Raw genomic sequence first — 18,626 nt, 5'->3', positions numbered from 1 at the left:
ACCAGCCAAGAAAAAAGCGGCATGGGGCCGAGGCCCCTGCCGCTTTGTGGTGCGATGCCGCCGGAGTGCATCTGCGGGATCGATCTGGCGGATGCCCCGGATCAGGCCGCCTTGATGGCGTCGGGGTTGCGCAGGCGGATGTGCAGCTCGCGCAGCTGCTTTTCGTCCACCGGCGAAGGCGCCTGCGTCAGCAGGTCCTGCGCACGCTGGGTCTTGGGGAACGCGATCACGTCACGGATCGACTCTGCGCCGGTCATCAGCGTGATCAGGCGGTCCAGGCCGAAGGCGAGGCCACCATGCGGAGGCGCGCCGTACTGCAGCGCGTCCAGCAGGTAGCCGAACTTGACCTGTGCGTCTTCGGGCGTGATCTTGAGGGCATCGAACACCTTCTTTTGCACATCGGCGCGGTGGATACGCACCGAGCCGCCACCCAGCTCCCAGCCGTTGAGCACCATGTCGTAGGCCTTGGCGATGCACTTGCCAGGGTCCGTGTCCATCAGGTCCTCATGGCCATCCTTGGGCGACGTGAAGGGGTGGTGCACGGCGGCCCAGCGGTCGTTCTCTTCGTCATGCTCGAACATCGGAAAGTCCACCACCCACAGCGGTGCCCAACGGCTTTCGAACAGGCCGTTCTTCTTGCCGAAGTCGCTGTGGCCGACCTTCAGGCGCAGTGCGCCGATGGAGTCGTTGACGATCTTTTCCTTGTCGGCACCGAAGAACAGCAGGTCGCCATCCTGGGCGCCGGTGCGCTTCAAGATCTCGGCGATGGCTGCGTCGTGCAGGTTCTTGACGATGGGGGACTGCAGGCCTTCGCGGCCGTTGGCCACCTCGTTGACCTTGATCCAGGCCAGGCCCTTGGCGCCGTAGATCTTCACGAACTCGGTGTAGGCGTCGATCTCGCCGCGCGAGATCTGCGCGCCGCCCGGCACGCGCAGGGCGACCACGCGGCCGCCCTTGGTGGTGGCGGGCGCGGAGAACACCTTGAAGTCCACGTCCTTCATCACTTCGGTCAGCTCGGTGAATTCGAGCTTCACGCGCAGGTCGGGCTTGTCGGAACCGAAGCGGAAAGCCGCCTCCTGGTAGGTCATGATGGGGAACTCGCCCAGGTCCACGCCCAGCTGGGTCTGGAACACCTCGGCGATCATGCGCTGGAAGATCGCGCGGATCTCTTCCTCGCCCAGGAACGAGGTCTCGCAGTCGATCTGCGTGAACTCGGGCTGGCGGTCGGCACGCAGGTCTTCGTCGCGGAAGCACTTGGTGATCTGGTAGTAGCGGTCATAGCCGGCCACCATCAGCATCTGCTTGTACAGCTGGGGCGACTGGGGCAGCGCGAAGAACTGGCCATCGTGCACGCGGCTCGGGACCAGGTAATCGCGCGCGCCTTCGGGCGTGCTCTTGCCCAGCATGGGCGTCTCGATGTCGATGAAGCCTTCCTTGTCCAGGAAGTTGCGCACCTGGATGGCCGTCTTGTAGCGCAGCATCATGTTGCGCTGCATGTGCGGGCGGCGCAGGTCCATCACGCGGTGCGTGAGGCGGGTGGTCTCCGACAGGTTCTCGTCGTCCATCTGGAACGGAGGCGTGACCGAGGGGTTGAGCACGTTCAGCTCGTGGCACAGCACTTCGATCTGGCCGCTCTTGAGCTTGTCGTTGGTGGTGCCGTCGGGACGGGGGCGCACCAGCCCCTTGACCTGCACGCAGAACTCGTTGCGCACATCTTCGGCGGTCTTGAACATGTCGGCACGGTCCGGGTCGCACACCACCTGCACGTAGCCTTCGCGGTCGCGCAGGTCGATGAAGATCACGCCGCCATGGTCGCGGCGACGGTTCACCCAGCCCGACAGGGTGACGGTTTGGCCCATCAGGGCTTCGGTCACAAGACCGCAATAGTGGGAACGCATGGCCATGGCAGAAACTTCCGGCGCCCAGGGGGCGCGTTAAGGGGATTACTTACTTGGATGAAACGAGCGTCGGGTCCGCCGGAGCGACCACGCCCATCGAAACAATGTATTTGAGGGCGGCGTCCACGCTCATGTCGAGCTCGACGCAGTCGCTCTTGCGCAGCATCACGAAATACCCGCCCGTGGGATTGGGCGTGGTGGGCACGTACACGCTCACGAATTCGTCGCGCAGGTAGGCCGCCACCTCGCCGTTGGGCGCCCCGGTGACGAAGGCCACGGTCCAGACGCCCTCGCGCGGCCACTGCACCAGCACGGCCTTGCGAAACGCGTTGCCGCTTTCGGAGAACAGCGTGTCCGACACCTGCTTGACGCTGGAGTAGATGGAGCGCACGACCGGGATGCGGTGCACCAGGGCATCGCCCCACTGCACGAGCTTGCGGCCCGCGAAGTTGCTGGCGATGGCGCCCACCACCAGCAGGATGAGCAGCGTGAGGACCACGCCGAAGCCGGGAATGTGGATTCCCAGCAGCTTGTCGGGGTGCCATGCGCCCGGCAGGATCTGCAGGGTCTGGTCGAGCGTGCTCACGATCCAGTTGAGCACCCACGCCGTGATGACCCCTGGCACGATCACCAGAAGGCCGGTCAACAGCCATTTGCGCAAGGCAGCCATGAAGGTACTCAGTTCGACGAAGGGGTTGTGGAGGTTGAACCGCCGCCAGCGCTTGGTGTAGCTGCGCTGGATGCTTCTTTTTTAGGAGCATCTCCGGTGCTGGCGGGAGCGGGCGCGTCGGACTTCGACTCCGGCTTGGCCTCGGTGGCAGGGGCGGAATTCCCGCCGTTGCCGCCGCGGAAATCCGTCACATACCAGCCGGAGCCCTTGAGCTGGAAACCCGCCGCGGTCACCTGCTTGGAAAAGGCCTGCGCGCCGCAGGCGGGGCAGACCGTCAGGGGCGCGTCGGAGATTTTTTGCAGCACATCCTTGGCATGGCCGCAGGAGCCGCATTTGTAGGCGTAGATAGGCATGTCAGAGTGTTGAGGGAAAGTGCAAAACCCTCAATTATAGGCGGCATGCCCCCGGCCACCGTGTCACTCCGTGCCGACGAGCCTGTGGTGCGCCGCATGGCTGTTGCGGATGGCCTGCGGGCCCAGCGAGCCGATCAGCATGCCCGCCAGCGCGGCCAGCAGCCCTGCCAGCTGGGCGGGGAAGACCGCGCCCGCGGGCGTGGCCAGGAACAGCAGCCAGGTCAGCAAGCCCAGCACGATCGCGAAGATGGCGCCCTGCGTCGTGGCGCGCTTCCAGTACAGGCCAAACACCAGGGGCACGAAGGCCCCCACCAGCGGCACCTGATAGGCGCCGGACACCAGCTCATAGATCGACGTGCCCTGCATGTAGATGGCATACGCCAGCACGAGCGCACTGAACACCAGCGTGGTGACGCGCATGGTGCGCAGGTGCTGCCTGTCCGAGCTGTGCGGGCGGAACTGGCGCCAGATGTTCTCGGTGAACGTGACGCTGGGCGCCAGCAGCGTGGCCGACGCGGTGGATTTGAGGGCCGAGAGCAGCGCGCCGAAGAACAGCACCTGCATCACGAAGGGCATCTTGGACAGCACCAGCGTGGGCAGCACCTTCTGCGGGTCGTCCTTGAGCAGCTCGGCCGTCTCGGCGGGCATGATGATCAGCGCGCTGGCCACGAGGAACATGGGCACGAAGGCGAACAGGATGTAGCAGATGCCCCCGATCACCGGGCCGCGCGTGGCGGCCTGGATGTTGTTGGCCGACATCACGCGCTGGAACACGTCCTGCTGCGGAATCGAGCCGAACATCATGGTGACCCCCGCCGCGATGAAGAACACCACGTCATGGAACTTGGGCTCGGGCAGGAAGCGGAACAGCTCGCGGCTGGACGCGAACTCGATGACCTTGCCGGCACCGCCCGCCATGTTGCCCGCGAACACCGCGATCACGGCCAGCCCCACCACCAGGATGATCATCTGGATGAAGTCGGTCACCGCCACCGACCACATGCCGCCAAACAGCGTGTAGGCCAGGATGGAGACCACGCCGATGGTCATGCCCACGGGGATGCTGATGGCGCCGGCCGACAGCAGGTTGAACACCAGCCCCAGCGCCGTGACCTGGGCAGACACCCAGCCCAGGTAGCTGAGCATGATGATGAGGGAGCAGACGATCTCCACCGTGCGGCCATAGCGCTCGCGGTAGTAGTCGCTGATGGTGAGCAGCGTCATGCGGTAGAGCTTGCCCGCGAAGAACAGGCCCACCAGGATCAGGCAGAAGCCGGCGCCGAAGGGGTCTTCGACCACGTTGCCCAGCCCGCCCTCGATGAACTTGGCCGGGATGCCCAGCACCGTTTCCGAGCCGAACCACGTTGCAAACGTGGTGGTGATGATCATGTACAGCGGCAGATGGCGCCCTGCAATGGCGAAATCCGCGGCATTCTTGACTCGCCGGGCTGCCAGCAGGCCGATGGCGATGGTGATCAACAGATAGACAATGACCAGGGTCAACAGCACGGCATGCTCCTCGATGTCGCGAAGGGGTGGGGAAGGGAAACCTAGAAAATCCGGAAACGCAGAAGCACTTGCAACTGCTGTACCAGCATCAGCGACAGCAGGCCCAGCACGAAGCCCGCGCCCACGTAGATGATGCCCTGCAGCAGGCGGTTGGTGCGCTTTTGCGCGGCCAGCAGTTCCAGCAGCTCGCGCCGCTGGTCCTGCGGCTTGTGGCGCAGGTAGTCGTACAGCAGCCGGGGCAGCTCGGGAATCAGCTTGGCGTAGTGCGGCGCCTCGGCGCGCAGCTCACGCAGCACGCGCTGCGGTCCCATCTGCTCGAGCATCCACTTCTCCAGGAAGGGCTTGGCCGTGCTCCACAGGTCCAGCTCAGGGTCGAGCTCGCGGCCCAGGCCTTCGATGTTGAGCAGTGTCTTTTGCAGGAGCACGAGCTGGGGCTGGATTTCCACATGGAACCGGCGCGAGGTCTGGAAGAGCCGCATCAGCACCATGCCCAGCGAGATTTCCTTGAGCGGCCGGTCGAAGTACGGCTCGCACACCGCGCGGATCGCCGATTCCAGATCGTTGACCCGCGTTTCGGGCGGCACCCAGCCGCTTTCGATGTGCAGTTCGGCCACGCGCTTGTAGTCGCGGCGAAAGAACGCCACGAAGTTCTGCGCGAGGTACTCCTTGTCAGATTCGGTGAGGGTGCCCACGATGCCGAAGTCAAGCGAGATGTAGCGCCCGAAGGTCGCCGGGTCCAGGCTCACCTGGATGTTGCCCGGGTGCATGTCGGCGTGGAAGAAGCCGTCGCGGAACACCTGGGTGAAGAAGATCGTGACGCCGTCGCGCGCCAGCTTGGGGATGTCCACCCCGGCATCGCGCAGGCGCTCCGTCTGGCTGATGGGCACGCCGTTCATGCGCTGCATCACCATGACCTCGGGGTGGCAGAAGTCCCAGAACATCTCGGGGATCAGCACCAGGTCCAGCCCCTGCATGTTGCGGCGCAGCTGCGCGGCGTTGGCGGCCTCGCGCACCAGGTCCAGCTCATCGTGCAGGTAGTTGTCGAACTCGGCCACCACCTCGCGGGGCTTCAGGCGCTTGCCATCCGCCGACAGGTTCTCCACCCAGCCGGCCATCATGCGCATGAGGCCCAGGTCTTTCTCGATCACCGGCAGCATGCCGGGGCGAAGCACCTTGACCGCCACCTCGCGCTCGATGCCGTGGCGGTCGCGCAGCGTGGCGAAGTGCACCTGCGCGATCGAGGCGCTGGCCACCGGCACGCGATCGAAGGACGTGAAGACCTCATCCACGGGCCTGCGGAACGCCCGCTCGATGGTGGCGATCGCCACCTCGGGATCGAACGGGGGCACGCGGTCCTGCAGCCGGGCGAGCTCGTCGGCCACGTCGGGCGGCAGCAGGTCGCGCCGGGTCGAAAGCACCTGGCCGAACTTGACGAAGATGGGCCCCAGCCGCTCCAGCGCCAGGCGAAGCCGCTGGCCCCGGGGGGCGTCCAGGTTGCGCCCGAACGACAGGATGCGCGACACCGGCCGCAGCCAGGGCTTCTGGAAGCTGTCGAGCACCAGGCCGTCCAGGCCGTACCGGAACCCCACCCAGAGGATGGCGGCGCCCCGCAGGAATTGCTTCATGCGCCGGCCCGGTCGGAGCCGCTGGCCGGCGCTGCCGGCATGGGGGGCACGGGCACGGCCGCAAAGGACGACGGCGCCACGCGCGCGCCCACGAACTGGCGCAGCGCCTGCGCGGCGCGGCGCGCAACCTGCGCCACCGTGTGCGCCGGGGCATCGCCGATCACGCGTGCGAGGTCTTCCTCGACATCCCAGCGCACATGGTCGACCAGCCAGTTGATCTCGGCGGCCAGCTGCACATCGCCTTCGATGCGGATGGAGGGCTTGTCCCCCCGCAGGGCCGCCTGGGCGAGCGTGAGCGGCGAGCTCTCGGTCACTTCAAGGCGCAGGTCGGGCGCCGCGGTCTCGGGCGCCAGGTTGAACAGGCCGGCGGGCGTGATGACAAGCGCCATCGAATAGGCGCGCCACTGCACGCGGGCGATGCGCCCCTTCTGGCGCACCAGGCGGTCAGTGGCCTCCTTTTCCTGCATCAGGACATGGTTGAGGAACAGCACCATGCGCTGCTGCATCTCGTGCACCAGCCACTGCGGAGGTTGGGGGCCGGCGGCCACACGCTCGAAGAGGCCGTCCAGAAACGAAAAAGGGGACTGTGGTGTTGCCATAGTCCCCGATTATTCCCTGAACTGGGATAGCCCCAAATGGGGGTATCTCCTTTATTACTGCAGGGCCTGCACCCCTGCCACCAGCCAGCCGCTGCTGCCCGCCTTGGGCTTGGTCATGTTCCAGACCTCGCGGAACGGGCTCGGGCCCGCGGAGGGCTCCTCGCGGATCATGCCGGAGAACTCGACGCTGGCCATGTAGCCGTCGCCCAGGTCCTCGATGCCCAGCAGCTGGGCCTCGATCATGACCACGTCCGTGTGGTTGGGCTGCACGCCGCGGTGCGCTTCGCGCTCGGTCAGCTGGGTGCGGATCTCGTCCAGCATGCTGTCCGTCATCATGGAACGCAGCGTGGTGATGTCCGAGCGGTCCCAGGCGGCCTGCAGCGTGACGAAGTTGCGCTTGGCGGCGGACAGGAACCCTTCGGTGTCGAAATCGGCCGGAACGCCCCAGTTCTGCGAGCCCGACAGACCCGAACCGATGACCACACCCGTGCCGGCCCCGCCCTGCGCTGCGCGCGAGGCATCGAACGCCATGCTGCTGCGCTCCCAGGGGCGCGCCGAGGCGTCGTTGCCCACGTTGTTGGGGCTGTACTGCGGAGGCACCTGCGCAGCCGCCGGCGAGGCGGCCCCTGCCCCCTGGAAGGCGAACGGCGCGCCTCCAGCGGCACCACCGCCCTGGCTGGCGCCACTGCGCGCGCGCATCACCATCTTGAAGATGGCGAACGCGGCCAGCGCCAGCAGCGCGATCATCAAAATATTGCCGAACCCTGCGCCCAGGCCCAGCGAACTGGCCAGCCAGGCCAGGCCCAGGCCCGCGGCCAGGCCACCCAGCATCGCGCCCCAGGGCTTCTTCGCAGCCGCGGCGGCGGGTGCCGCGCCCGCCGTGGCCGGCTTGGCGCCTGCCGCATTGGTCGCGTTCTGTGCCGGAGCCCCCGGCGTTGCGGGCGGCGTTGCCGACTCGCGCTGCGTCACATTGCTCGACTGCTTGCCCACCGATTTGCCGCCAGCCAGTCGCCGGGCGTCGGCATCGGCGTGTGCAAACGCCAGCATCGCGACCAACACCACAGACCACAGTTTCATCATGACTTCTCCGTCTCCGTTAATGACCGAGCGAAACGCTCACTCAGCACTTGATTCCAACATGCAGGGCCACGATTCCCCCCGTCATGTTGTGATAGTCCACATGCCCAAAGCCATTTTTCTGCATGAGGCTTTTGAGTTCTTCCTGTCCCGGGTGCATGCGGATGGACTCCGCCAGGTAGCGGTAGCTGGCATCGTCGCCCGCCACCAGCTTGCCCAGCTGGGGCAGCACCTTGAACGAATACCAGTCGTACACTTTTTCCAGCGGCTTGGCCACCTTCGAGAATTCGAGCACCAGCAGCTTGCCGCCGGGCTTGAGCACGCGGCACATCTCGGCGATGGCCTGGTCCTTGTGCGTCATGTTGCGCAGGCCGAAGGCCACGCTCACCACGTCGAAATGCGCCTCCGGGAACGGCAGCTTTTCGGCATCGCAGACCAGCGTGGGCAGCACCACGCCCGCATCGATGAGACGGTCGCGGCCCACGCGCAGCATGGCTTCGTTGATGTCGGTATGCACCACGCGCCCCGTGGCGCCCACCTTCTTCGAAAATGCCAGCGCGAGATCGCCCGTGCCGCCCGCGATGTCCAGCACCTGGCTGCCCTCGCCGAGGTTGGCCACCATCACGGTGTAGGCCTTCCAGGCGCGGTGCAGGCCGGCCGACATGAGGTCGTTCATCACATCGTATTTGGAGGCGACCGAATCGAACACGCCACGCACGCGGCGCGCCTTTTCCTGCTCGTCGACCGACTGAAAACCAAAATGTGTGGTGCTCATAAGAATCATGCTAGGCGCGCAAGCGCCAGAGGTACAGCGACAACCCCGCACTGAAATGGGGCTTGTGTCGCAATTAGGACAACGCCATCAAAGAGAAAACAGCCGCTACCGCTTGCCTATATTGCGCCGGCAGCTCTTCTTTCAATAGCACATTGGTCAACAAGGGCTTAGGGTCTGCCCTTCAGTGACCGCCACAGGCATGCCCGCCTGCACCACCCTTGGGCGCCATCGGCGCGTCGCGGTCCACGCCCGCCGCGGCCAGGCGCTCGGTGTACTGCGTCCACAGCGCGTCCTGCTTCTGGCCCAGTTCGTAGAGGTAGTCCCAGGTGAAGATGCCGCTGTCGTGGCCGTCCGAGAACGTGGGCTTGACCGCGTAGTTGCCCACGGGCTCCAGGTTGACCAGCGTGACCTCCCGCTTGCCCGTCTGCAGCACTTCCTGGCCCGGGCCATGACCCTGCACTTCGGCCGACGGTGAATACACCCGCATCAGCTCAAACGGAATGCGGAACGTGGCGTCATCGGAGAACCCCACTTCGAGCACCCGTGATGCTTCGTGCACCGTGATTGCCTGCGGCGTGGGCGCGCCCGCTTTCAAACCTGCCATGGATTCACCTGTGAGAAAACTGTTGTCAGAAAAGGCGGTTGTGATTGTCCCACCCGCCGCAGACCCCACCGCCCAGAGGGCCGGCAGACGCACCGACTCCTGACAGAGCGCCAGTCACGCAGTAGCCAGGGTCGCCAGTTGCTGGCGCAAGGCGCTTTCCAGCGCGGGCAGCAGCGCCTGCACGGCAGCCTCTTGCGCCACAGGGCTGGGCCGCTGCGCAGCCGCCCACACGGGTGAGGGAAAGTGACTGTCCCAGTCAAACCGCGCAATCACATGCCAGTGCAGGTGCGGCACCATGTTGCCCAGCGCCGCGATGTTGACCTTGGTGGGCGACAGGTGCTGGCGCAGGGCCCGCTCCACCACCGTCACGGCCTCCATGCAGTGGGCACGTTCGGCAGCAGCCAGGTCAGAGAACTCGGCCACATGCGCATTCCAGACCACGCGGTAGAAGGCAGGAAACCCCGCCTCCTGCGCACGGATGACACGCAGTCGCTCACCGCGCCAGACCAGTGCGCCACCATCTTCAGCGCACAACGGGCAGGCCGTCACACCAGCACCCGCTCGATGCCGCCGTTGTTGGCGCGCTGCACATAGTCCGGCATCCAGTTCTCGCCCAGGATTTCGCGCGCCATCTCGACCACGATGTAGTCGGCCTCGAGCAGGCCGTTGTTCAGGTCGCCTTCGTAGCGGTTCAGGCCCTGCAGGCAGCTGGGGCAGCTGGTGAGGATCTTCACGTTGTCCTGCGCGCCCACTGCGCCGCTGGCACGCAGCTGGGCCTCGCCCTTCTTGATTTCTTCTTCCTTGCGGAAGCGCACCTGCGTGGACACATCCGGGCGCGTCACGCCCAGCGTGCCCGACTCGCCGCAGCAGCGCTCGCTCTTCAAGACCTGCTCGCCCACCAGCGCCTTCACGGTCTTCATCGAGTCCTGCAGCTTCATGGGGTTGTGGCAAGGCTCGTGGTACAGGTAGGCACCCTTGCCCTGCAGCTGGATGCCCTTTTCCAGCAGGTACTCGTGGATGTCGATGATGCGGCTGCCCGGGAAGATCTTGCCGAACTCGTAGCCCTGCAGCTGGTCGTAGCAGGTGCCACAGCTCACCACCACGGTCTTGATGTCGAGGTAGTTGAGCGTGTTGGCCACGCGGTGGAAGAGCACCCGGTTGTCGGTGATCATCTTCTCGGCCTTGTCGAACTGGCCGCTGCCGCGCTGCGGGTAGCCGCAGCACAGGTAGCCCGGCGGCAGCACGGTCTGCACGCCCGCATGCCACAGCATGGCCTGCGTGGCCAGACCCACCTGCGAGAACAAGCGCTCCGACCCGCAGCCGGGGAAGTAGAACACCGCCTCCGTCTCGGCCGTGGTGGCCTGCGGGTCGCGGATGATGGGCACGTAGTCCTTGTCCTCGATGTCGAGCAGCGCGCGCGCCGTCTTCTTGGGCAGGCCGCCGGGCAGCTTCTTGTTGATGAAGTGGATCACCTGCTCCTTGATCGGCGCCGTGCCCACCGTGGCCGGCGGCTTGGCCGTCTGCCTGCGGCCCACCTTGCGCAGCAGGTCCACGGCCAGGCGCTGGGCCTTGAAGCCCACGTCCACCATGGCCGAACGCATGAACTTGATGGTGTCCGGATTCGTGGCGTTGAGCATGGTCATCGCCAGCGCGTTGCCGGGGCGGAAGGTTTTCTTGCCCATCTTGCGCAGCAGGTTGCGCATGTTCATGGTGACGTCGCCGAAGTCGATCTTCACCGGGCAGGGGCTCTCGCACTTGTGGCACACCGTGCAGTGGTCCGCCACGTCCTCGAACTCCTGCCAGTGCTTGATGCTCACGCCGCGGCGGGTCTGCTCTTCGTACAAAAACGCCTCGACCAGCAGCGAGGTGGCCAGGATCTTGTTGCGCGGGCTGTACAGCAGGTTGGCGCGTGGCACGTGCGTGCTGCACACGGGCTTGCACTTGCCGCAGCGCAGGCAGTCCTTGACCGAATCGGCGATCGCGCCGATGTCGCTCTGCTGCATGATCAGCGACTCGTGCCCCATGAGGCCGAAGCTGGGCGTGTAGGCATTGGTCAGGTCGGCATGCAAGGCGGCGGGCCTGAAAGCCGGCTTGGAAGCCAGATGGGCCTCCAGCGCTTTCCCATCCAGCGCAGGCAGCTCCTGATTTCGGAGCAATTTTCCTTTGTTGAAGCGCCCTTCGGGGTCCACCCGCTGCTTGTACTGCGCGAACGGCAGCAGCTCGGCGTCGGTCAGGAACTCCAGCTTGGTGATGCCGATGCCGTGCTCACCCGAGATCACGCCGTCCAGGCTGCGCGCCAGCACCATGATGCGCTCGACCGCCTCGTGCGCGGTCTGCAGCATTTCATAGTCGTCGCTGTTGACCGGCAGATTGGTGTGCACGTTGCCGTCGCCGGCGTGCATGTGCAGCGCCACCCAGACTCGGCCCTTGAGCACGCGCTTGTGGATGGCCGTGGCTTCGTCCAGGATGGGCTGGAACGCCGCGCCCGCGAAGATGCCCGACAGCGGCGCGCGCAACTGGGTCTTCCAGCTCGCGCGCAGGGTGTGGTCCTGCAGCTGCGGGAACAGGGGTTCGACATCCTGCAGCCAGCCGGCCCACAGCGCGCGCACCTCGGCCACCAGCGCCAGGGCTTGCGCCACGCGGTCCTCCAGCAGTTCGGCCGAGGGGATTTCGCTCGCGTCGTCGTGCTTGCCCAGCGGCAGGTTGCCGCGCTCGAAGAACTCGGTGAGCGCGTCGCACAGCTTGATCTTGTTGCGCAGGGACAGCTCGATGTTGATGCGCTCGATGCCGTCGGTGTACTCGGCCATGCGCGGCAGCGGGATCACCACGTCTTCGTTGATCTTGAAGGCGTTGGTGTGGCGGCTGATGGCGGCCGTGCGCTTGCGGTCCAGCCAGAATTTCTTGCGCGCCTCGGGGCTGATGGCGATGAAGCCTTCGCCGCTGCGCGAGTTGGCGATGCGCACGACCTCGCTGGTGATGCGCGCCACGTCGTCGGCGTTGTCGCCCGCGATGTCGCCGAACAGCACCATCTTGGGCAGGCCGCCCCCGTGCTTCTTGCTCTTGGTGGCGTAGCCCACCGCTTTCAGGTAGCGGTCGTCCAGGTGCTCCAGGCCGGCCAGCAGCACGCCCGAGCGCTTTTGCTCGGCGAACATGAAGTCCTTGATCTCCACGATGCTGGGCACGGCGTCCTTGGCGTTGCCAAAGAACTCCAGGCACACGGTGCGCGTGTGCTCGGGCATGCGGTGCACCACCCAGCGCGCGCTGGTGATCAGGCCGTCGCAGCCTTCCTTCTGGATGCCGGGCAGGCCCGAGAGGAACTTGTCCGTCACGTCCTTGCCCAGGCCTTCCTTGCGGAAGGTGCGGCCCGGGATGGCCAGGCGCTCGGTGCGCACGGGCGTCTTGCCGTCGGCCTCGAAGTACTGCAGCTCGAAGGTGGCCGTCTCCACGTCATGGATCTTGCCCATGTTGTGGTCCAGGCGGGTCACCTCGAGCCACTGGGCGTCGGGCGTGACCATGCGCCAGCTGGCCAGGTTGTCGAGCGCCGTGCCCCACAGCACGGCCTTCTTGCCGCCCGCGTTCATGGCGATGTTGCCGCCGATGCACGACGCCTCGGCGCTGGTCGGGTCCACGGCAAACACAAAACCTGCGCGCTCGGCCGCATCGGCCACGCGCTGGGTGACCACGCCGGCCTCGGTCCACACCGTGCCCACTTCGCGGTCCATGCCCGGCAGGCGGCGCATCTCCACCTCGGTCATGGCTTCGAGCTTTTCGGTGTTGATGACCACGCTTTTCCACGTCAGCGGGATGGCGCCGCCGGTGTAGCCGGTGCCGCCTCCGCGGGGAATGATGGTCAGGCCCAGTTCGATGCAGCCCTTGACCAGGCCTGCCATCTCGGTTTCCGTGTCCGGCGTGAGCACCACGAACGGGTATTCGACGCGCCAGTCGGTCGCGTCGGTCACGTGGCTCACGCGCGAGAGGCCGTCGAACTTGATGTTGTCCTTGGCCGTCAGGCGGCCCAGGGTCTTCTGGATCTGGCGGCGCAGCTGCGCGGCCTGCTCGAAGGTGGCGTTGAATTCGGCCACGGCGCGGCGCGCCGCCACCACCAGCTCGCCGACCAGGCGGTCGCGCCCGGCGTCGTCGTCGGGGGTGCGGCGCTTGTCGATCTCGGCCAGGCGGTGCTGCAGGGCATCGACCAGCAGCTTGCGGCGGTTGGGGTTGTCCAGCAGGTCGTCCTGCAGGTAGGGGTTGCGCTGCACCACCCAGATATCGCCCAGCACTTCGTACAGCATGCGGGCGGAGCGCCCGGTGCGGCGCTCCTTGCGCAATTGGTCCAGCACGTCCCAGGCCGGGGACCCCAGCAGGCGGATCACGATCTCCCGGTCGGAGAACGAGGTGTAGTTATAGGGAATCTCGCGCAGACGCACGGGCTCGGCAGCCTGCATCTGCAAGGCAGCCAACGCAATCGGAACATTCATGGGGGTCTACCTGGGGTGGGGGCGTGATTTTATGCCACCGTGCCTTCCCTTGCCGGCGCCCGCCCCGCCCAGGCACCCCCCCCTGTTCAGAACAGCACCCGGCTGCGCAGCGTGCCGCCGACCTTCGCCAGCTTGTCCAGCGCCAGATCGGACGAGGCCGCGTCGATGTCGATGACCACGTAGCCGATCTTCTCGTTGGTCTGCAGGTACTGGGCCGAGATGTTGATCTGGTTGTCCGAGAAGATGCGGTTGATCTCCGACAGCACGCCCGGCACGTTGCGGTGGATGTGCAGCAGGCGATGCTTGCCAGGGTGCGCGGGCAGCGCGACCTCGGGGAAATTGACCGACGAGGTGCTGGTGCCGTTGTCGCTGTACTTCACGAGCTTTTCCGCCACTTCAAGGCCGATGTTGGCCTGCGCCTCCATGGTGGAGCCGCCGACATGGGGCGTGAGGATCACGTTGTCCAGCCCGCGCAGGGGCGACTGGAACTCGTCCTTGTTGGTGCGCGGCTCCACCGGGAACACATCGATGGCGGCGCCCAGCAGTTTCTTGGCCTTGAGGGCCCCGGCCAGGGCCTCGATATCCACCACCGTGCCGCGCGCGGCGTTGATGAGGATGCCCCCGGGCTTCATGGCGGCGATCTCGGCCGCGCCGATCATTCCCTCGGTGGACGGCAGCTCGGGCACGTGCAGGCTCACGATGTCGCTCTGGCCCAGCAGGTCGTGCAGATGCTGCACCTGGCGCGCGTTGCCCAGGGGCAGCTTGCTCACCACGTCGAAGAAGGCCACCTGCATGCCCATGGCCTCGGCCAGCACCGACAGCTGCGTGCCGATGGAGCCGTAGCCCACGATGCCCAGCGTCTTGCCCCGGATCTCATAGGCGTTGTCGGCCGACTTGAGCCAGCCCCCACGGTGGGCCACCGCGTTTTTCTCCGGAATGCCGCGCAGCAGCAGGATGGCCTCGGCCAGCACCAGCTCGGCCACCGAACGGGTGTTGGAATACGGGGCATTGAAAACGGCAATGCCGCGCTCGCGCGCCGCGTTCAGGTCCACCTGGTTGGTGCCGATGCAAAAACAGCCCGCGGCCACCAGCTTGTGCGCCTGCGCAAACACCTCCTCGGTGAGCTGCGTGCGCGAACGGATGCCCACGAAGTGCACGTCGGCAATCTTGCGCTTGAGTTCGTCGTCGGGCAGCGCGCCGGACACCGTCTCGATCTGGGTGTAGCCGGCACCGCGGATCACATCCACCGCGGAAGGGTGGATGCCCTCGAGCAACAGGAATTTGATCTTGTTCTTGTCCAGCGAATTGATGGCCATGGCAATAAGGAAGAAGGAGGAGAGGGGGAAAAGAAACCGGCGCGCGACGACGCGAACGAACCGGCGCGGCAGAGGCCTGCGCGCGACCGACAGCATGGTGCATTGCACAAAACCTTGCAAGCCTCGGCAAATGCGCCACACCTTGTCACAAAAGAGTCACAATCGCTTCCCTCATGGGGACCCCAAGGGGTTTCCCCGGTTGTTGCAAGCGACAGGCTCATGCGACAACGACATATCAATGTCACATCGGCTGCATAGCATCCGGCCCTTGTGCTTTTTGTCATCCTCGGAGGAAATATTCATGCAAACGAAGCATCTGGCGGTCTGCGCTGCCATCGCCATGTCAGCGTGCCTGCCTGCACAAGCCCAGGCTCAGGCGCCGGTCGAGATTCAGTGGTGGCATTCGATGAGCGCAGCGCTCGGCGATTGGGTCAACGACCTGGCAAAACAGTACAACGCGAGCCAGACCAAGTACAAGGTCGTGCCCACCTACAAGGGCACGTATGACGAATCGATGACGGGTGCCATCGCCGCGTTCCGTGCGGGCAATGCACCCCACATCCTCCAGGTGTTCGAAGTAGGCACCGCCACCATGATGGCCAGCAAGGGTGCCATCGTGCCCGCGGCCAAGGTGCTCAACGACGGCGGCTTCAAGTTCGACCCCACCCAGTACGTGTCGGCCGTGGCCGGCTACTACACCGCGCCCAACGGCCAGATGCTGAGCTACCCGCTCAACAGCTCCACCACCATCTTCTATTACAACAAGGACGCCTTCAAGAAGGCGGGCCTGGACCCCAACACCCCGCCCAAGACATGGCCCGAGGTGTTCGCCGCCGCGTCCAAGCTCAAGGCCAGCGGCCACAGCTGCCCGTTCACCACGAGCTGGATCAGCTGGACGCAGCTGGAGAGCTTCTCGCTGTGGCACAACACGCTGTTCGCGTCCAAGAACAACGGCTTTGACGGCAACGACGCCCAGCTGCAGATCAACACGCCGCTGCACGTGCGCCACTTCGAGAACCTGGCCAAGGCCTCCAAGGACGGCAGCTTCGTCTACAAGGGCCGCGGCAATGTGCCGGACGCCTCCTTCCCCTCGGGCGAGTGCGCCATGATCACGGGCTCGTCGGGCCTGTACGCCCGCGTGGCCAAGGAAGCCAAGTTCGCCTATGGCATCTCGGCCCTGCCCTACTACGCCGACGTGAAGGGCGCGCCCCAGAACACCGCCATCGGCGGCGCCAGCCTCTGGGTGATGGCCGGCAAGAAGTCCGAAGAGTACAAGGGCGTGGCCGACTTCCTGAACTTCCTGAACGACACCAAGGTGCAGGCGGCCAGCCACCAGCGCACGGGCTACCTGCCCGTGACCACGGCCGCCTACAAGCTCACCGAAGCCTCGGGCTTCTATGAAAAGAACCCCGGCACCGACGTCGCCGTCACGCAGATGATCCGCAAGGCCACCGACAAGTCGCGCGGCATCCGCCTGGGCAACTTCGTGCAGATCCGTTCCATCATCGACGAGGAAACCGAACAGATCTGGTCGGGCAAGAAGACCCCCAAGGAGGCGCTGGACACGGCCGTGACCCGCGGCAACGAACAGCTGGCCCGGTTCGCGCGCGCCAACAAGTAAGTTCTGACGAGCGCCTATGGATGCGACCGGGCCCTTGCGGCCTGGGGACATCGAAAGCCCGCCGCCCCTGTAAACCCCTGCGGTTCACTGGGCGGCGGGTTGTCTTTTTTTGCCGCCGGGCTGCCCCGGGGCAAAAAGCGGCCCCCCGAAGGGGCAGCGCCCCTGCGCAACAGCCAGCACGGGGGCATTTTTTGAGAGTCTGGACATGGAAAAACGCGTTCTCTTTCGCTCTGCGTGGCTGCCGTGGGTGCTTCTGGCACCCCAGCTGGCCATCATCAGCGTCTTCTTCTTCTGGCCCGCAGGCCAGGCCCTGGTGCAGTCGTTCCAGATGCAGGATTCCTTCGGCTTCTCGAGGGAATGGGTCGGTTTCGACAACTTCCGGGACCTGTTCCAGGACCCCGGCTATCTGGCGTCGTTCAAGACCACCGCCTTCTTCTCGATCCTGGTGGCGGTCAGCGGCATCAGCCTGTCGCTGATCCTGGCGATCTTCGCCGACCGCATCATCAAGGGCGCGATGGTCTACAAGACCGCGCTGCTGCTGCCCTATGCCGTGGCACCCGCCGTGGCGGGCGTGCTGTGGATGTTCATGTTCTCGCCGTCGCTCGGGGTGGTGGCCTACATGCTGCGCCAGTCGGGCTTCGACTGGAACCACATGCTCAACTCCGACCACGCCATGGCGCTGATCGTGATCGCCGCGGTGTGGAAGCAGATCTCCTACAACTTCCTGTTCTTCCTGGCGGGCCTGCAGTCCATCCCCAAGTCGCTCATCGAAGCCGCAGCCATTGATGGCGCGGGCCCCTGGCGCAGGTTCTGGAGCATCCAGTTTCCGCTGCTCTCGCCCACCACGTTCTTCCTGCTCGTGATCAACGTGGTGTATGCCTTCTTCGACACCTTCGCCATCGTGGACGCCACCACGCAGGGCGGCCCGGGCCGCGATACCGCCATCCTGGTCTACAAGGTGTACCACGATGGGTTCAAGGCCATGGACATGGGCGGATCGGCCGCGCAGTCGGTGGTGCTGATGGTGATCGTGGTGGTGCTCACCGTGATCCAGTTCCGCTACGTCGAGAAGAAAGTGCAGTACTAGATGACTCCCCCCCGAAGCGCCTGTGGCGCCTCCCCCTCGAGGGGGCTCCTCCAGCGGCCCGGCAAAGCCGGTTCCGCGGTGGCACGCGCATTGGCACTCCTTAATTCACGCATGTCTTCTTCATCGCCCCTCTCTCCTGGAGCCCTCGCATGGTAGAGCGCAGTCCTTATCTCACCGCGTTCTCGCACCTCATCATGGTGCTGGGCGTGATCATCGTCGGCTTTCCGCTGTACCTGGCCTTCGTGGCCTCGACCCACACCGCGCAGGACATCGTGCAGGTGCCCATGCCCATGGTGCCCGGCGGCAACTTCTGGCAGACCTACCACGACGCCCTGTTCGGCGGCGGCACGGGCGCGGGCTCCACCGCGCCGGTGGCGCGCATGATGTGGGTGAGCTTCGTCACCGCCATCGTCATCACGCTGGGCAAGATCGCCATCTCGCTGCTGTCGGCGTTCGCCATCGTGTACTTCCGCTTCCCCTTCAAGGGCATCTGCTTCTGGTTGATCTTCATCACGCTGATGCTGCCGGTGGAAGTGCGCATCGGCCCCACCTACCAGGTGGTGTCGGACCTGGGCATGCTCAACACGTATGCGGGCCTCACGGTGCCGCTGATCGCGTCGGCCACCGCCACGTTCCTGTTCCGGCAGTTCTTCCTCACGGTGCCCGACGAACTGGTGGAGGCCGCCCGCGTGGACGGCGCGGGCCCCATGCGCTTCTTCAAGGACATCCTGGTGCCGCTGTCGCGCACGTCGATCGCCGCGCTGTTCGTGATCCAGTTCATCTACGGCTGGAACCAGTACCTGTGGCCGCTGCTGGTGACCACCTCGGAAGACATGTACCCCGTGGTGATCGGCATCAAGCGCATGCTGGCCGGCGGCGACGCGGGCAACGAATGGAACATCGTGATGGCCACGGCCCTCCTGGCCATGCTGCCTCCGGCCTTCGTGGTGGTGGTCATGCAGCGCTGGTTCGTCAAGGGCCTGGTGGACACCGAGAAATAAGACAAAACCCCTGCCA

At 65.5% G+C, this 18,626-nt stretch carries 15 protein-coding genes; 3 read left to right on the top strand and 12 right to left on the bottom strand.

Features of this window, described 5'->3' with window-relative positions; genetic code table 11:
- Positions 1-101 precede the first annotated feature (101 nt).
- The 12 genes from aspS to serA form a co-directional block, all read right to left on the bottom strand.
- Positions 102-1,904 (bottom strand): aspartate--tRNA ligase, encoded by a 1,803-nt coding sequence (gene aspS / locus AC1RCS_RS04825; protein ID WP_492244444.1) that lies wholly within the window; start codon positions 1,902-1,904, stop codon positions 102-104.
- Positions 1,905-1,947: 43 nt separating this feature from the next.
- Entirely contained in the window at positions 1,948-2,568 is a 621-nt protein-coding gene (locus AC1RCS_RS04820) for a DUF502 domain-containing protein (RefSeq protein WP_218293504.1), read from the bottom strand.
- Between the two features lie 8 nt (positions 2,569-2,576).
- Positions 2,577-2,921: an FmdB family zinc ribbon protein gene (locus tag AC1RCS_RS04815; RefSeq protein WP_492244443.1), complete on the bottom strand. Its 345-nt coding sequence runs from the start codon at positions 2,919-2,921 to the stop codon at positions 2,577-2,579.
- A gap of 63 nt (positions 2,922-2,984) precedes the next feature.
- Positions 2,985-4,430, bottom strand: coding sequence for a high affinity choline transporter 1 (locus tag AC1RCS_RS04810; protein WP_218341533.1), 1,446 nt, complete (start codon positions 4,428-4,430; stop codon positions 2,985-2,987).
- Between the two features lie 41 nt (positions 4,431-4,471).
- Positions 4,472-6,055 (bottom strand): ubiquinone biosynthesis regulatory protein kinase UbiB, encoded by a 1,584-nt coding sequence (gene ubiB / locus AC1RCS_RS04805; RefSeq protein ID WP_492244442.1) that lies wholly within the window; start codon positions 6,053-6,055, stop codon positions 4,472-4,474.
- Positions 6,052-6,654 (bottom strand): hypothetical protein, encoded by a 603-nt coding sequence (locus AC1RCS_RS04800; protein ID WP_492244441.1) that lies wholly within the window; start codon positions 6,652-6,654, stop codon positions 6,052-6,054. The genes ubiB and AC1RCS_RS04800 overlap by 4 nt, the downstream gene beginning before the upstream one ends.
- Positions 6,655-6,708: 54 nt before the next feature.
- Entirely contained in the window at positions 6,709-7,734 is a 1,026-nt protein-coding gene (locus AC1RCS_RS04795) for a Tim44 domain-containing protein (protein WP_218293499.1), read from the bottom strand.
- A 40-nt stretch (positions 7,735-7,774) separates the two neighbouring features.
- The gene (ubiE, locus tag AC1RCS_RS04790; protein ID WP_369641675.1) at positions 7,775-8,506 is read right to left on the bottom strand and encodes a bifunctional demethylmenaquinone methyltransferase/2-methoxy-6-polyprenyl-1,4-benzoquinol methylase UbiE; all 732 of its coding nucleotides are present in this window, start codon (positions 8,504-8,506) and stop codon (positions 7,775-7,777) included.
- A gap of 181 nt (positions 8,507-8,687) precedes the next feature.
- Entirely contained in the window at positions 8,688-9,110 is a 423-nt protein-coding gene (locus AC1RCS_RS04785; RefSeq protein ID WP_218293497.1) for a gamma-butyrobetaine hydroxylase family protein, read from the bottom strand.
- A 114-nt stretch (positions 9,111-9,224) separates the two neighbouring features.
- The gene (locus AC1RCS_RS04780) at positions 9,225-9,659 is read right to left on the bottom strand and encodes an HIT family protein (protein ID WP_492244440.1); all 435 of its coding nucleotides are present in this window, start codon (positions 9,657-9,659) and stop codon (positions 9,225-9,227) included.
- Complete coding sequence (locus AC1RCS_RS04775) at positions 9,656-13,585, bottom strand: DUF3683 domain-containing protein (protein WP_492244439.1); 3,930 nt, start codon at positions 13,583-13,585, stop codon at positions 9,656-9,658. The genes AC1RCS_RS04780 and AC1RCS_RS04775 overlap by 4 nt, the downstream gene beginning before the upstream one ends.
- Positions 13,586-13,671: 86 nt before the next feature.
- Entirely contained in the window at positions 13,672-14,901 is a 1,230-nt protein-coding gene (serA, locus tag AC1RCS_RS04770; RefSeq protein WP_492244438.1) for a phosphoglycerate dehydrogenase, read from the bottom strand.
- A gap of 301 nt (positions 14,902-15,202) precedes the next feature.
- Here serA and ugpB point away from each other — a divergent pair, with 301 nt between their 5' ends.
- The 3 genes from ugpB to ugpE all read left to right on the top strand — a co-directional run bounded on the left by ugpB (position 15,203) and on the right by ugpE (position 18,610).
- Positions 15,203-16,522, top strand: a complete 1,320-nt coding sequence (gene ugpB / locus AC1RCS_RS04765; RefSeq protein WP_218340308.1) for a sn-glycerol-3-phosphate ABC transporter substrate-binding protein UgpB — start codon at positions 15,203-15,205, stop codon at positions 16,520-16,522.
- 205 nt (positions 16,523-16,727) lie between these two features.
- A complete protein-coding gene (gene ugpA, locus AC1RCS_RS04760; RefSeq protein ID WP_218293492.1) occupies positions 16,728-17,609 on the top strand; it encodes a sn-glycerol-3-phosphate ABC transporter permease UgpA in 882 nt (293 codons plus the stop codon).
- A 149-nt stretch (positions 17,610-17,758) separates the two neighbouring features.
- Positions 17,759-18,610, top strand: coding sequence for a sn-glycerol-3-phosphate ABC transporter permease UgpE (ugpE, locus tag AC1RCS_RS04755; RefSeq protein ID WP_218293491.1), 852 nt, complete (start codon positions 17,759-17,761; stop codon positions 18,608-18,610).
- Positions 18,611-18,626 lie beyond the last annotated feature (16 nt).

This window comes from Acidovorax sp. GW823-FHT01C06 (assembly GCF_058798375.1).
Note: the sequence above shows the minus strand (reverse complement) of the source record. Positions and strands in the feature narration are given on the sequence as shown.